The organism is Cupriavidus sp. 94F1 (genome assembly GCF_057798875.1).
Genome location: NZ_JBYOJT010000003.1, coordinates 1 through 13,332 on the forward strand (window position 1 = coordinate 1; position 13,332 = coordinate 13,332).

A 13,332-nucleotide genomic window follows, 5' to 3' on the forward strand; every position below is an offset into this window, starting at 1 on the left:
ACAGGCCCGCCACGACGATCTTCTTGCGGCCGTTGGCGGCCAGCGAATCGCGCACCTTCTGGTCGTCCCACGAGTTCATCGAGGTGCGTTCGAGCGTTGGCTTGCCCGGGAAGACGTCGAGCAGTTCGGGGTAGGTGTAGCCGGAGAACGATTCGCTCTCGACGGTGGTGATGGTAGTCGGCACGTCGAAGATCTTCGCGGCCTTGGCCAGGCCCACGACGTTGTTTTTCATGGTCTGGCGGTCCATCGACTGCACGCCGAAGGCCATCTGGGGCTGGTGGTCGATGATGATCAGCTGGCTGTTGCGCGGGGTCAGGACTTGCAGTGTGGCGTTCGACATGATGGGCTCCGGTATTAAAAACGATTCAATAAGTTTGAGGTGTTATCGGGCGGCGCTGGCTTCGCTTCGTTCGTTTCGCTGCGTTGCGGCGCTGTCCATGTGCAGAACTATAGCGACCAGGCACCTGCGCAAAGTGGGCTATCGTCGTAATAGTTATTCAAAATTATTGAATATGACCCGGACGCCTGCCTTCGCGACGAGGGACAAACGAAAAAGCCGGCGGAGGCCGGCTTATCGATACGTGCGCACAGGACGGACAGACCAAAGAAAAAGCCCCGCACTGGGCGGGGCTCTTCTTCACAACCGGTATGAGGCGGGATCAGAACGGAATATCGTCGTCCATGTCCTCGAAGCCGTTCGACGGGGCCTGCTGCTGACGGCGCTGGCCACCCTGCTGGCCGCCACCGCCGCCCTGGGCGCCCTGCCCACGGCCGCCGCCATAGCCACCGCCACCGCCGCCTTGCGATTCGCGGCTGTAGCCACCGCCACCGCCGGCACCGCCGCCGTAGCCGCCTTCGTCGCCGCCGCCGCCACCCTGGCGGGCGCCCAGCATCTGCATCTGGTCAGCCACGATTTCGGTGCTGTACTTGTCCTGGCCCGACTGGTCCTGCCACTTGCGGGTGCGGATACGGCCTTCGATATAGACCGACGAACCCTTGCGCAGGTATTGACCGGCGATCTCGGCCAGCTTGCCGAAGAAGGCAATGCGGTGCCATTCGGTCGCTTCCTTGAACTCGCCACTCTGCTTGTCCTTGTAACGGTCGGTCGTCGCGAGCCGGATGTTGGTCACAGCGTCGCCGCTGGGCATGTAGCGGGTTTCGGGGTCGGCGCCCAGGTTGCCGACGAGGATGACTTTGTTGACCGATGCCATATAAGAGTTCTCCAAGGACCGCGCCCTTTCAGCGCGGCGTTAAACGTAGTGCGAGATTCGCAGAAATTAATCGGGCCCGCGACCGCCACCCGGCACAGGCCCATCACTGGACGACCGTAAACGACATCACGCGCCGTTCGGAATACTCCGTCGGGCGCGTGTCGAATGCTACCGCCGATGCCGGGAAAAAGCGTGTCGGGCTTTTGCGGATAGGTGAAAATTTGTGTCTAGGCCGCCACTGCCGAGGCGCCCTCCTTGCTGCGAGCCGGCGGCGCCTTCATGCTCCAGGCGATTATAAGCCACAGCAGCAGCACCGCCGCGCAGGCGACGAACACCGCCGGTCGGCCCTCGTGCTTGAGCAGCCAGCCGCCCGCCACGCCGCCCAGGGCCAGGCCCAGCGACTGCGTGGTGTTGTACACGCCGAGCGCGGCACCGCGGCTGGCGGCCGCGTAGCGCGACACCAGCGATGGCTGCATGGCCTCCAATACGTTGAACGCCACGAAGAACAGCAGCAGCACGCCCACGATCGGCCACAGCCCATGCACGGTGGCGAACAGCAGCTGCACGGCAGTCATCAGCGCCACCGACGCCAGCAGCACCGGCCGCACCTTGCCGTAGCGTTCGGCGGCCATCATCGGCGCCAGCATCAGCAGGAACGACACCAGCACCACGGGCAGGTACACCTTCCAGTGCTGGTCCAGCGGCATGCCGGCATCGCCCAGCATCGCCGGCACCACCATGAACATCGCCACCTGGCTGGCATGCAGCGCCAGCACGCCAACGTTCAGGCGGATCAGGTCGGCATTGAGCAGCACCTTGCGAAACGGCATCTGTACCGGATGGGGCGGCGGCGGGTTCGGCACCACGAACAGCGTCACGCCGATGGCCAGGGCGCCCAGCACGCCCATCAGCCCGAAGATGCCGGACATGCCGATGCTGTGCAGCAGCGGCGAGGCAATCACCAGCGACAGCGCAAACGTCAGGCCGATGCTGCCGCCAACCATCGCCATGGCTTTTGTACGATGCCGTTCGCGCGTCAGGTCGGCGATGCAGGCGGTAATGGCTGCCGAGATCGCGCCCATGCCCTGCAGGGCGCGGCCGGTGGTGATGCCGGTCAGCGTATCGGAAAAGGCGGCGACCAGCGCCCCGGCCACGAACAGCAGCAGGCCGGCCACCATGACCGGCTTGCGGCCCACGCGGTCGGACAGCCAGCCCAGCGGGATATGCAGGAAGGCCTGCATCAGGCCGTAGATGCCCATCGCCACGCCCACGCGCTGTGCGTCGTGCCCGTCGGGCAGCGTCCGCGCGAATTCGGCGAAGACGGGCAGGATCAGGAACAGCCCCAGCATGCGCAGCGCAAAGATGCTGGCCAGCGACAGGCTGGCGTGCAACTCGCCGCGGGTCATGCGGTCGCGCACGGTTTCGGTGCGGGTGGGCTCGTTGGAAAGACTGGGTGAGGAAGGGGGGATCGACGGCATTGCGGTCGTGGGTGGAATTCTGGCTCGGTCGCGGGCTCGGTCAGCCTGGCAGCTTCGACACGCGCTGGCGCCCGGAAGTTGCCCGGACCTGGCCTTGTCTGGCATCGCAGACATCCGCGCAACAGACGCTGCCGCGATGCCTGCGGCCCCGCCGGCACGTCGCCGTCTTCAGTCCGTTTGGCGCCGGGTAACCCCGGAAACCGAAGTTCGGTATATTAGCAGGTTTGCTTCTCGCGCTTGTTCCATCACGTCCGGCTTCGGCCAGGCGTGAAATGTGCGTGAAGCGGCGGGCTGCGCCCTTGTCCGGGGCGCCCCAGGCGTCTGGCCAGGCACATCGAATTTCCGCGGGACCGACCTGCTCGCAGGCCGCCCACCGGGCGAACGAACGGTATATGGAAGAAATCAAGATCCGTGGGGCGCGTACCCACAACCTGAAGAACATCAACCTGGACCTGCCGCGCAACAAGCTCGTGGTGATCACGGGCCTGTCCGGCTCCGGCAAGTCCTCGCTGGCGTTCGACACCCTCTACGCCGAGGGCCAGCGCCGGTACGTGGAATCGCTGTCCGCCTATGCCCGCCAGTTCCTGCAGCTGATGGAAAAGCCCGATGTCGACCTGATCGAAGGGCTGTCGCCCGCGATCTCGATCGAGCAGAAGGCCACCAGCCACAACCCGCGTTCCACGGTCGGCACGGTCACCGAGATCCACGACTATCTGCGCCTGCTCTATGCCCGCGCCGGCACCCCCTACTGCCCCGACCACAACATCGCGCTGCAGGCCCAGAGCGTGTCGCAGATGGTGGATGCCGCACTGGCACTGCCCGAAGACACCAGGCTGATGATCCTGGCGCCCGTGGTGTCCGACCGCAAGGGCGAGCATTCCGACCTGTTCGATTCGATGCAGGCGCAGGGTTTCGTGCGCTTCCGCATCCGCTCGGGCGGCGGCACGGCGCACGAGGCCGAGGCGAAGGTCTACGAAGTGGACAGCCTGCCCAAGCTCAAGAAGACTGAAAAGCACTCGATCGACGTGGTGGTGGACCGCGTGAAGGTGCGCGCCGACATCAAGCAGCGCCTAGCCGAATCGTTCGAGACCGCGCTGCGCCTGGCCGACGGCCGCGCGCTCGCGCTGGAAATGGATACCGGCCGCGAGCACATGTTCAGCTCGCGCTTTGCCTGCCCGATCTGCTCGTATTCGCTGCAGGAACTGGAACCGCGCCTGTTCTCGTTCAACAACCCGATGGGCGCCTGCCCGAGCTGCGACGGCCTGGGCCAGATCACGTTCTTCGACCCGAAGCGCGTGGTGGCCTTCCCGAACCTGTCGCTGGCCTCGGGTGCCATCAAGGGCTGGGACCGCCGCAACCAGTTCTACTTCCAGATGCTGCAGAGCCTGGCGGCGTTTTACGACTTCGACACCGAGGCCGCGTTCGAGGACCTGCCCGCCGAGGTGCAGCAGGTGGTGCTGCACGGCTCGGGCGAGCAGGAAATCCCGTTCACGTATATCAACGAGCGCGGCCGCACCACGGTGCGCTCGCATGCGTTCGAGGGCATCATTCCGAACCTGGAGCGCCGCTATCGCGAGACCGATTCGGTGGCGGTGCGCGAGGAACTGGCCAAGTATCAGAACAACCAGGCCTGCCCGGTGTGCCATGGCACGCGCCTGCGCACCGAAGCCCGCCACGTGAAGATCGGCGAGGACGAGCAGGCGCGCGCGATCTACGAGATCAACGGCCTGCCGCTGCGCGACGCGCTGACGTGGTTCCTGACGCTGAACCTGCACGGCGCCAAGCGCGAGATCGCCGACAAGATCGTCAAGGAGATCTCGGCGCGGCTGAACTTCCTGAACAACGTGGGACTCGACTACCTGTCGCTGGAGCGCAGCGCCGACACGCTGTCGGGCGGCGAGGCCCAGCGCATCCGCCTGGCCTCGCAGATCGGCTCGGGCCTGACCGGCGTGATGTACGTGCTGGACGAGCCGTCGATCGGCCTGCACCAGCGCGACAACGACCGCCTGATCGGCACGCTCAAGCACCTGCGCGACATCGGCAATTCCGTGCTGGTGGTGGAGCACGACGAAGACATGATCCGGGCCTGCGACTACGTGGTCGACATCGGCCCCGGGGCCGGCGTGCATGGCGGGATGATCGTGGCCGAAGGCACGCCCGCGCAGATCGAGCAGTCGCCGGCGTCGCTGACGGGCCAGTACCTGTCCGGCCAGCGCAGCATCGAGGTGCCCAGGAAGCGCGCCGCGCCCGACCCGGACCGGCTGCTGCGCATCGTCAATGCCACGGGCAACAACCTGCGCAACGTGTCGGCCGAGATCCCGGTGGGCCTGCTGACGTGCATCACCGGCGTGTCGGGCTCGGGCAAGTCCACGCTGATCAACGACACGCTGTACAACGCCGTGGCGCGCCACCTGTATGGCTCGACGGCCGAACCGGCGCCGCACGACCAGATCGAGGGGCTGGAACACTTCGACAAGGTCATCAACGTCGACCAGAGCCCGATTGGCCGCACGCCGCGCTCGAACCCGGCCACGTACACCGGCCTGTTCACGCCGATCCGCGAACTGTTTGCCGGCGTGCCGGCGGCCAAGGAGCGCGGCTACGATCCGGGCCGGTTCTCGTTCAACGTCAAGGGCGGCCGCTGCGAGTCGTGCCAGGGCGACGGCGTGATCAAGGTGGAGATGCACTTCCTGCCGGACGTCTACGTGCCGTGCGATGTCTGCCACGGCCAGCGCTACAACCGCGAGACCCTGGAGGTGCTCTACAAGGGCAAGAACATCTCCGAAGTGCTGGACCTGACCGTGGAGCAGGCCCACGAGTTCTTCAGCGCCGTGCCCGTGGTGCGCCGCAAGCTGCAGACGCTGCTCGACGTCGGTCTGGGTTATATCCGGCTTGGACAATCGGCTACGACGCTGTCAGGCGGCGAGGCGCAGCGGGTGAAGCTGTCGCTGGAACTGTCCAAGCGCGACACGGGCCGCACGCTGTACATCCTGGACGAGCCGACCACGGGGCTGCACTTCCACGACATCGAACTGCTGCTGGCGGTGATCCAGAAGCTGCGTGACCATGGCAATACGGTGGTGATCATCGAGCACAACCTCGACGTCATCAAGACGGCCGACTGGCTGATCGACATGGGCCCCGAGGGCGGCGCGGGCGGCGGCCAGGTGATTGCCAAGGGCACGCCGGAGACCGTGGCGGCCAGCAAGGCCAGCTTTACCGGCAAGTACCTGGCGCCGCTGCTCAAGCGGAAGTAAGGCGCCCGGAAGGCGCCCGGCGGTTCAGGCGGGCGGCGTGCCTAGCGCGCCTCCGCCACGTCGCCGATCTTGCCCGGCGTGTCTTCCTTCATGCGGCTGCGGTTCATCAGCCCGGCCTGCTCCAGCACCGGGTAGGCGGTGGCGCAGAACAGCGAATTGAGCCGCTTCATTTCGCTGATCACGTCCAGGTGCAGCGAACTCGTCTCGATGCTTTCGACGGTCTGGACGGCCACGCGCTGCAGGTGCGAGCGCGCGTACTTGCGTTCCAGGTCGCGGAAATTGGCCTTTTCGGCCATCAACTGCTGTGCGCTGCGGATGTCGCCGGTCAGGAATACCGACAAACCCAGCCGCAGGTTGCCCACCACACGCGCGTGCATTTCGGCGATTTCCTGCATGCCGGCCTCGGAGAACGACAGGTTGTGCGCGATCTTCTTCTCCCGGGCATCGACGATGACACGCTCGATGAGATCCCCCGCATGCTCCAGGTTGATGGTCAGCGAGATGATTTCGGTCCATCGCTGGCCGTCGCGTTCGTCCAGCGCCTCGGTGCTGATCTGGGTCAGGTAGAGCTTGATCGCGGTGTACAGGTCGTCCACCTCGTTGTCGATCCGGCACGTGGCGTTGGCCAGCTTCAGGTCGTTGGTGCGCAGCACGCGCAGCAGGTTGTCGAGCATCTGCTCCACCCGATCCCCGATGCGCAGCACCTCGCGCGCGGCATTCGACAGCGCCAGCGTGGGCGTGGACAGCGCGGCGGGGTCCAGGTGGCGCGGCGTCACCTGGCTGTCGCCGGTGTTGCGGCCGGGCAGGATGGCTTCGCACAGGCGCGCCAGCGGCGCCGTGGCGCCCAGCAGCACCACGGCCAGCGCCACATTGAACAACAGGTGGAAATTGACGATCAGCCGTTGCGGGTCGGCGTCGATGTGGGCCAGCAGGTCCTCGGCCTGGGTCAGCAGCGGCAGCGCGATCACGCAGCCCAGCAGGCGCGACAGCAGGTTGCCCAGCGTCACGCGTTTGCCGGGCTGGTTGTTGCCCGACGTGGTCAGCAGCGCCGAGATGCCGGACCCCAGGTTGGCGCCCAGCACCAGCGCCAGCGCCACGTGGATCGACACCACGCCGGCCGACGCCAGCGCGCCGCAGAACAGCACCACGGCCAGGCTGGAATAACAGAGGATGGTCAGGAAGGCGCCGATCAGCATGTCCAGCGCGGCGTCGCCGGTCAGCGTGCTGAACAGCACCTTGACGCCGGCCGCCTGCACCACCGGGCGCGTGGCAATCGAAATCAGTTCCAGCGCCAGCGTGATCAGGCCCAGCCCGATCAACACCCGGCCCACGTGGCCAGCCTTGCTGCCCTTCCAGCTCAGATGCAGGATCACGCCGACGAAGATCAGCAGCGGCGACAGCCATGACAGGTCGAGCGAGAACACCTGCACCATCACGGCCGTGCCCACGTTCGCGCCCAGCATGATGGCCAGCGCCGGGGCCACGGCGATCAGGCCCTGGCCTACGAAGGAACTGACGATGACGGCGGTGGCATTGCTGCTCTGCACCAGCCCGGTCACGCCCAGGCCGGCGACGAATGCCTTGAAGCGGTTCGACACGCTGGCCGACAGCACATGGCGCAGATTGGCGCCGTACACGCGCAGGATGCCGACCTTGACGATATTGGTGCCCCAGACCAGGAGCGCCACGCCGGAGAGGAGATGAAGCAGTACGCCCATTGTGCGTCCCTTGTGACCGGTGCCGGCGGGTGGCAGGAGGCGTGCCGCCCGGTCATCGCGTTGTTATCAAGGGGGCATTATGCGCCCCGCTGTCATGTGGGGCAATTGGACGGGGTCCGACGTCCGCCGAAGCGTTGCGCCGGCGTCAGTGGCCGTCGAACTTGCAGACCGTGAACAGCGGCAGGCCGCTGCCGTGCAGCAGCTTCGACCCGCCCAGTTCTGGCAGATCGACGATTGCCGCGCCCTCCACCACCGTGGCGCCCAGGCGTTCCAGCAGCTTGCGGCCGGCCATCATGGTGCCGCCCGTGGCGATCAGGTCGTCGATCAGCAACACGCGGTCGCCGGCCTTGCAGGCGTCGGCGTGGATTTCCACGGTGGCGCTGCCGTATTCAAGCTCGTATTCCTCGGCCACGGTCTGGAATGGCAGCTTGCCCTTCTTGCGGATGGGCACGAAGCCCAGGTTCAGCTCGTACGCGATGATCGAGCCCAGGATAAAGCCGCGTGCGTCGATGCCGGCCACGAGGTCCAGTTGCTGGTCCATGTAGCGGTGGACGAACACGTCGATCAGCACGCGCAGCGTCTTGGGGTTCTGCAGCAGCGGGGTGATGTCGCGGAACTGGACACCGGGCTGCGGCCAGTCCGGCACGGTACGGATGCGGTCACGCAGGTAGCCGGTGACATCGCCGAGATCGGGGGACTGGATGATGGGATCTGCCATGGGGAATCTGTCTGGAAAGAGTTCATGCGGTAACGGGCTACCACCCGCGCCCCGCCTTGCCGCCGCACAATGGCCCGGCTGCTTGGGCGTCCGCAACCCGTAACCATACAGGAGACAGCTATGGCAAAGAAGATTCTGATGCTGGTCGGCGATTTCGCCGAGGACTACGAGACCATGGTGCCCTTCCAGGCACTGCAGATGGTGGGCCACACGGTCCACGCGGTCTGTCCCGACAAGAAGGCCGGTGACGCCTGCGCCACCGCCATCCATGACTTCGAGGGCGACCAGACCTACACCGAAAAGCGCGGCCACAATTTCACGCTCAATGCCACGTTCGCCGATGTGGACCCGGCCAGCTACGACGCCCTGGTGATTCCGGGGGGCCGCGCGCCGGAATACCTGCGCCTGAACGACCGGGTGATCGAGATCGTGCGTCACTTCGCCCAGGCCAACAAGCCGATCGCGGCGGTCTGCCACGGCGCCCAGCTGCTGGCTGCGGCCGATGTGCTGGAAGGCCGCACCTGCTCTGCCTACCCGGCCTGCGCCCCCGAAGTGCGGCTGGCCGGCGGCAAGTACGCCGATATCCCCGTGGACCAGGCCCATACCGATGGCAACCTCGTCACCGCCCCGGCGTGGCCGGCACATCCGGCCTGGCTGGCGCAGTTTCTTGCCGTGCTGGGAACGCGGATCGTAGAGTAGAGGCTTCCGAACGCGGCCAGCCCGGTCGCGGCGCACGGGAGTTCGCATGTGTGAGATCTTCATCCGGGCCAATCCGGATTCGTACCAGACCCAGTCGCGGTCGCTGCGCCTGCACGGCGTGGCGACCAGCATCCGGCTCGAAAACCTGTTCTGGGAAGTGCTGGAAGAACTGGCGCAGCGTGACGGCATGAGCGTCAACCAGCTGCTGGCGCGCCTGCACGACGAGTTGGCCGAACATCGCGGCGAGGCGTCGCTCACCGCCAACTTCGCGTCATTCCTTCGCGTGTGCTGCATGCGTTACTTATTGTTGCAGAACGAAGGCCGCATCCCCGCCGATACCGATGTACCGATCCGGTCCCTCGACGCGCGGGCGGTACTGAGTGATCTACCCGCCTCCTGGGTCGACGGCAACAGCCAGCGCCGACAAACTCCGCAAGACGGACGGCAAACGCGCAGCGCCTGATCCGTCCGACCGGGTGAAACGGTAAAGCCGGCGCCTACTGCCGCGCCAGCCGTTCTTCGGCCGATTCCAGCGCCTCGGGCGTGCCGCGCAGCACGACGATGTCGCCCGGCTCCAGTACGGTTTCGGGCTCCGGATCGAAGGCCCGAATGCCGCGCCGGCGCACCGCCGTGACCTCCACGCCGATGCGCTCCAGCCCCAGCGTGCCCAGGCGCCGCCCCACCGCCGTATGCTCGGGCCCGAGCGATACCGAATGCAGCCGCACGGTATCGCGCTCCACCATGTCTTCCTCGTCGTCGCGGCCGTGGAAGTAGCCGCGCAGCAGGCTGTAGCGCGCGTCACGCGCCTGCTGCACGCCGCGCACCACCCGGCGCATCGGCACCCCCAGCAACACCAGCGCGTGCGACGCCAGCATCAGGCTGCCTTCGATGATTTCCGGCACCACCTCGGTGGCCCCGGCCTTCTGCAGCGTATCAAGTTCCGAATCGTCCACGGTGCGCACGATCACCGGCATCGCGGGCGCCAGTTCCTGCACGTGGTGCAGCACCTTTACCGCCGAGGGCGTATTGGCATACGTGATCACCACCAGCGCGGCCCGGTGGATACCGGCGGCGATCAGCGATTCGCGCCGCCCGGCATCGCCATAGACCACGGTGTCCCCGGCCGCGGCGGCCTCGCGCACGCGGTCGGGGTCGAGGTCCAGCGCCACATAGGTGATGCCCTCGCGCTCCAGCATGTGCGCCAGGTTCTGCCCGCTGCGTCCGTAGCCGCAGATGATGGCGTGCTTTTCGGTCTGCAGGCTCTGGGCCGCGATACGGGTCATGTTCAGCGACTGCATCAGCCATTCGTTGGCGGCAAAGCGCAGCACGATGGCGTCGCTGTACTGGATCAGGAACGGCGCGGCCAGCATCGACAGCAGCATCGACGCCAGGATCACCTGGATCAGCACCGGATCCACCAGCCCCATGCCGTCGATCTGGTTCAGCAGCACGAAACCGAATTCGCCGGCCTGCGCCAGCCCCAGGCCGGTACGGATGGCCACGCCCTGGCGCGACCCGAACAGCCGCGCCAGCCCGGTGATCAGCACCAGCTTGAACAGGATCGGCACCACCAGCAGGCCCAGCACCAGCCAGATATGGTCGAACACCACGCGCACGTTGAGCAACATGCCGATGGTGACGAAGAACAGCCCCAGCAGCACGTCGCGGAACGGCTTGATGTCTTCTTCCACCTGGTGGCGGTACGGGGTCTCGGAAATCAGCATGCCGGCCATGAACGCGCCCAGCGCCATCGACAGGCCCAGCCGTTCGGTCAGCGCGGCCATGCCCAGCGTGACCAGCAGCAGGTTCAGCATGAACAGTTCCTGCGACCGGCGCGCCGCCACGATGTGGAACCAGCGGCTCATCAGCTGCTGCCCGACGAAGAAGATCAGGCCCAGGGCCACCACGATCTTGACCGTGGCCAGCCCCAGCGCCCAGGCCAGGTCGCCGGGATCGCGCGACAGTGCCGGGATGATGATCAGCAGCGGCACCACGGCCAGATCCTGGAACAGCAGCACGCTGATGATGTTGCGGCCGTGCTCGCTTTCCAGCTCCATGCGCTCGGATAGCATTTTCACGACGATGGCCGTCGACGACATGGCCAGCGCGCCGCCCAGCGCCACCGACGCCTGCCAGGTCAGCGGGAACGCCCAGCTGAACAGCCAGCTGGCCGGCAGCACGGCCAGCAGCGACAGCGCCACCTGCGACCCGCCCAGCCCGAACACCAGCCGCTTCATGGCGCGCAGCTTGCTCAGGCTGAACTCCAGGCCGATCGAGAACATCAGGAAGACCACGCCGAATTCGGCCAGGTACTTGGTCTGGCCCGTATCGCTGGCCAGCCCCAATGCGTGGGGGCCGATCAGGATGCCAACCGCCAGATAGCCCAGCATGGGTGGCAGTTGCAGCATGCGGAAGGCCACCACGCCAAAAACGGCGGCGGCCAGCAGCACGAGGGTCAGTTCCAGCGGAGAATGCATTCGGCAGGCTTCAAAAACGACGGCCGGGCACGCGCCTGAGCCGGCATCTGCACCCCGCCGGCAAAAGACGGCAAGCGCGGCGGTCGTCGGGGCAGCCGGGCGGCTTGCCGGGCCAGACGCCATCGCATTCGTTGGTATACTCCAGCGCCATGATAGCCAATTTCGATGCGAATCGAGCACTCGAGCTCGCTCGCCACACCCTCCAGATCGAGGCCGACGCCGTTTCGGCGCTGGCCGGCCGCCTGACCCCCGCCTTTACCCGGGCCGTCGAGATGATTCTCGGCTGCACGGGCCGCGTGGTGGTCTCGGGCATCGGCAAGTCCGGCCATATCGGCCGCAAGGTGGCCGCCACGCTGGCATCCACGGGCACGCCGTCGTTTTTCGTCCATCCGGCCGAGGCCAGCCATGGCGACCTCGGCATGATCACGCGCGACGACGTGCTGGTCGCCTTCTCGAATTCCGGTGAAACGGCCGAACTGCTGTCGATCGTCCCGATCGTCAAGCGCATTGGCGCCGGCCTGATCTCGATCACAGGCAACGCCGAATCAAACCTGGCCAAGCTGTCCGACGCCCACCTGGACGGCGCCGTGGCACAGGAAGCCTGCCCGCTGAACCTGGCCCCCACGGCCAGCACCACGGCCGCGCTGGCCCTGGGCGACGCCCTGGCAGTGGCCGTGCTCGACGCCCGCGGCTTCGGCGAGGAAGACTTTGCCCGCTCTCACCCGGGCGGTGCGCTGGGCCGCAAGCTGCTGACCCACGTGCGCGATGTCATGCGCACCGGCAATGCCGTGCCGGAGGTGCGCGAAAGCACGCCGCTGGCCCAGGCGCTGATGGAAATCACGCGCAAGGGCATGGCCATGACCGCCGTGGTGGACCCCGAAGGCCGGGCCGTGGGCGTGTTCACCGATGGCGACCTGCGCCGCCTGCTGGAAACCCCGCGCGACTGGAAGACCGTGCCGATCGGCGAGGTCATGCACCACAACCCGCGTACGGTCCATCTTGACCAGCTCGCCGTGGAAGCCGTGCAGATCATGGAAACGAACCGCATCAACCAGTTGCTCGTCGTCGATGGCGACGGCCGCCTGGTGGGCGCGCTCCATATCCATGACCTGACGCGCGCCAAGGTCATCTGAACGATGCCGGACTTCCTGTCCAGACTCACCGGCATGATCATGCGGCTGCTGCCGCTGCTGCTGATGGCCATCGTCGCCGGCAGCACGTTCTGGCTGGTGCAGCTGAACTCGCCGCGCGAGGCCAGCGAGCAGTCGCGCGTCAAGCGCCATGAGCCCGACTACTGGATGGACCGTTTCTCGGCCACCGAACTGGCCGAGGACGGCACCACCAAGCTGCGCTTCACGGGCGTGAAGATGGTGCACTTCGAGGACGACCAGACCTACGAGGTGACCACCCCGGCCATGCGTTCGTACGAGCCGGACCGCCCGCCGGTCACCGCCAATTCCCAGCGCGGCACCATGAACGCCGAGGGCTCGATCATCGATCTCTACGGCAATGCGTTCGTGGTCCGCCAGGCCGGCGTCGATCCGTCCAAGGACCCGCGCATGACCGCGGCATCGCAATACTTCCAGTTGCTGGTCAATGACGACATCGTCAAGACCGACAAGGCGGTGGAGCTGACGCGCGGCCCGTCGGTCATGACGGCCAACGGCATGATCTTCAACAACGTCACCCGCGAAGTACAATTGCTGGGCAACGTACGCGGCACCATCATCATGAACCCGCCGCAGGGGCAGGCCAGGACCCAGTGACCCCGGGG

At 66.4% G+C, this 13,332-nt stretch carries 11 protein-coding genes; 5 read left to right on the forward strand and 6 right to left on the reverse strand.

The features are described from left to right. The 3 genes from AC3FJ6_RS07675 to AC3FJ6_RS07685 form a co-directional block, all read right to left on the reverse strand. Positions 1 to 340: isochorismatase family protein (locus tag AC3FJ6_RS07675; protein WP_488771377.1), on the reverse strand; the 340-nt coding region annotated here is incomplete at its 3' end. A 319-nt stretch (positions 341 to 659) separates the two neighbouring features. Then, positions 660 to 1,211 (reverse strand): single-stranded DNA-binding protein, encoded by a 552-nt coding sequence (locus tag AC3FJ6_RS07680; RefSeq protein WP_488771378.1) that lies wholly within the window; start codon positions 1,209 to 1,211, stop codon positions 660 to 662. A 227-nt stretch (positions 1,212 to 1,438) separates the two neighbouring features. After that, the gene (locus tag AC3FJ6_RS07685) at positions 1,439 to 2,689 is read right to left on the reverse strand and encodes an MFS transporter (protein WP_488771379.1); all 1,251 of its coding nucleotides are present in this window, start codon (positions 2,687 to 2,689) and stop codon (positions 1,439 to 1,441) included. 392 nt (positions 2,690 to 3,081) lie between these two features. On the opposite strand from AC3FJ6_RS07685, the gene uvrA reads away from it, so the two are divergent. Then, the gene (gene uvrA, locus AC3FJ6_RS07690; protein WP_488771381.1) at positions 3,082 to 5,946 is read left to right on the forward strand and encodes an excinuclease ABC subunit UvrA; all 2,865 of its coding nucleotides are present in this window, start codon (positions 3,082 to 3,084) and stop codon (positions 5,944 to 5,946) included. 41 nt (positions 5,947 to 5,987) lie between these two features. On the opposite strand, the gene AC3FJ6_RS07695 is transcribed toward uvrA, so the two are convergent. Then, the gene (locus AC3FJ6_RS07695) at positions 5,988 to 7,664 is read right to left on the reverse strand and encodes a Na/Pi cotransporter family protein (RefSeq protein ID WP_400393831.1); all 1,677 of its coding nucleotides are present in this window, start codon (positions 7,662 to 7,664) and stop codon (positions 5,988 to 5,990) included. Between the two features lie 145 nt (positions 7,665 to 7,809). After that, a complete protein-coding gene (locus tag AC3FJ6_RS07700) occupies positions 7,810 to 8,382 on the reverse strand; it encodes an adenine phosphoribosyltransferase (RefSeq protein ID WP_400393829.1) in 573 nt (190 codons plus the stop codon). Between the two features lie 120 nt (positions 8,383 to 8,502). On the opposite strand from AC3FJ6_RS07700, the gene AC3FJ6_RS07705 reads away from it, so the two are divergent. Further along, entirely contained in the window at positions 8,503 to 9,081 is a 579-nt protein-coding gene (locus AC3FJ6_RS07705) for a DJ-1/PfpI family protein (RefSeq protein ID WP_153948979.1), read from the forward strand. 46 nt (positions 9,082 to 9,127) lie between these two features. Further along, positions 9,128 to 9,544 carry a ribbon-helix-helix domain-containing protein gene (locus AC3FJ6_RS07710; protein ID WP_488771383.1) on the forward strand — a complete coding sequence of 139 codons (417 nt, stop codon included), beginning with the start codon at positions 9,128 to 9,130 and terminating at the stop codon, positions 9,542 to 9,544. Positions 9,545 to 9,578: 34 nt separating this feature from the next. Here the strand turns inward: AC3FJ6_RS07710 and AC3FJ6_RS07715 are convergent, their stop codons facing one another. Continuing rightward, on the reverse strand, positions 9,579 to 11,558 hold the full coding sequence (locus tag AC3FJ6_RS07715; RefSeq protein WP_488771384.1) for a monovalent cation:proton antiporter family protein: 1,980 nt from the start codon (positions 11,556 to 11,558) through the stop codon (positions 9,579 to 9,581). A 149-nt stretch (positions 11,559 to 11,707) separates the two neighbouring features. Between AC3FJ6_RS07715 and AC3FJ6_RS07720 the strand changes: the two genes are divergently transcribed. Together AC3FJ6_RS07720 and lptC are read left to right on the forward strand one after the other, a co-directional pair. Beyond that, a complete protein-coding gene (locus AC3FJ6_RS07720) occupies positions 11,708 to 12,691 on the forward strand; it encodes a KpsF/GutQ family sugar-phosphate isomerase (protein ID WP_400391318.1) in 984 nt (327 codons plus the stop codon). A 3-nt stretch (positions 12,692 to 12,694) separates the two neighbouring features. Then, entirely contained in the window at positions 12,695 to 13,324 is a 630-nt protein-coding gene (gene lptC, locus AC3FJ6_RS07725) for an LPS export ABC transporter periplasmic protein LptC (RefSeq protein ID WP_400391321.1), read from the forward strand. Positions 13,325 to 13,332: the final 8 nt, after the last annotated feature.

Bases quoted from the DNA above. Each gene is read 5' to 3' on its own strand.
- lptC (WP_400391321.1), top strand. From the start codon at position 12,695: ATGCCGGACTTCCTGTCCAGACTCACCGGCATGATCATGCGGCTGCTG.
- AC3FJ6_RS07700 (WP_400393829.1), bottom strand. From the start codon at position 8,382: ATGGCAGATCCCATCATCCAGTCCCCCGATCTCGGCGATGTCACCGGC.
- AC3FJ6_RS07705 (WP_153948979.1), top strand. From the start codon at position 8,503: ATGGCAAAGAAGATTCTGATGCTGGTCGGCGATTTCGCCGAGGACTAC.
- AC3FJ6_RS07680 (WP_488771378.1), bottom strand. From the start codon at position 1,211: ATGGCATCGGTCAACAAAGTCATCCTCGTCGGCAACCTGGGCGCCGAC.
- AC3FJ6_RS07695 (WP_400393831.1), bottom strand. From the start codon at position 7,664: ATGGGCGTACTGCTTCATCTCCTCTCCGGCGTGGCGCTCCTGGTCTGG.
- AC3FJ6_RS07710 (WP_488771383.1), top strand. From the start codon at position 9,128: ATGTGTGAGATCTTCATCCGGGCCAATCCGGATTCGTACCAGACCCAG.
- AC3FJ6_RS07685 (WP_488771379.1), bottom strand. From the start codon at position 2,689: ATGCCGTCGATCCCCCCTTCCTCACCCAGTCTTTCCAACGAGCCCACC.
- AC3FJ6_RS07720 (WP_400391318.1), top strand. From the start codon at position 11,708: ATGATAGCCAATTTCGATGCGAATCGAGCACTCGAGCTCGCTCGCCAC.
- AC3FJ6_RS07715 (WP_488771384.1), bottom strand. From the start codon at position 11,558: ATGCATTCTCCGCTGGAACTGACCCTCGTGCTGCTGGCCGCCGCCGTT.
- uvrA (WP_488771381.1), top strand. From the start codon at position 3,082: ATGGAAGAAATCAAGATCCGTGGGGCGCGTACCCACAACCTGAAGAAC.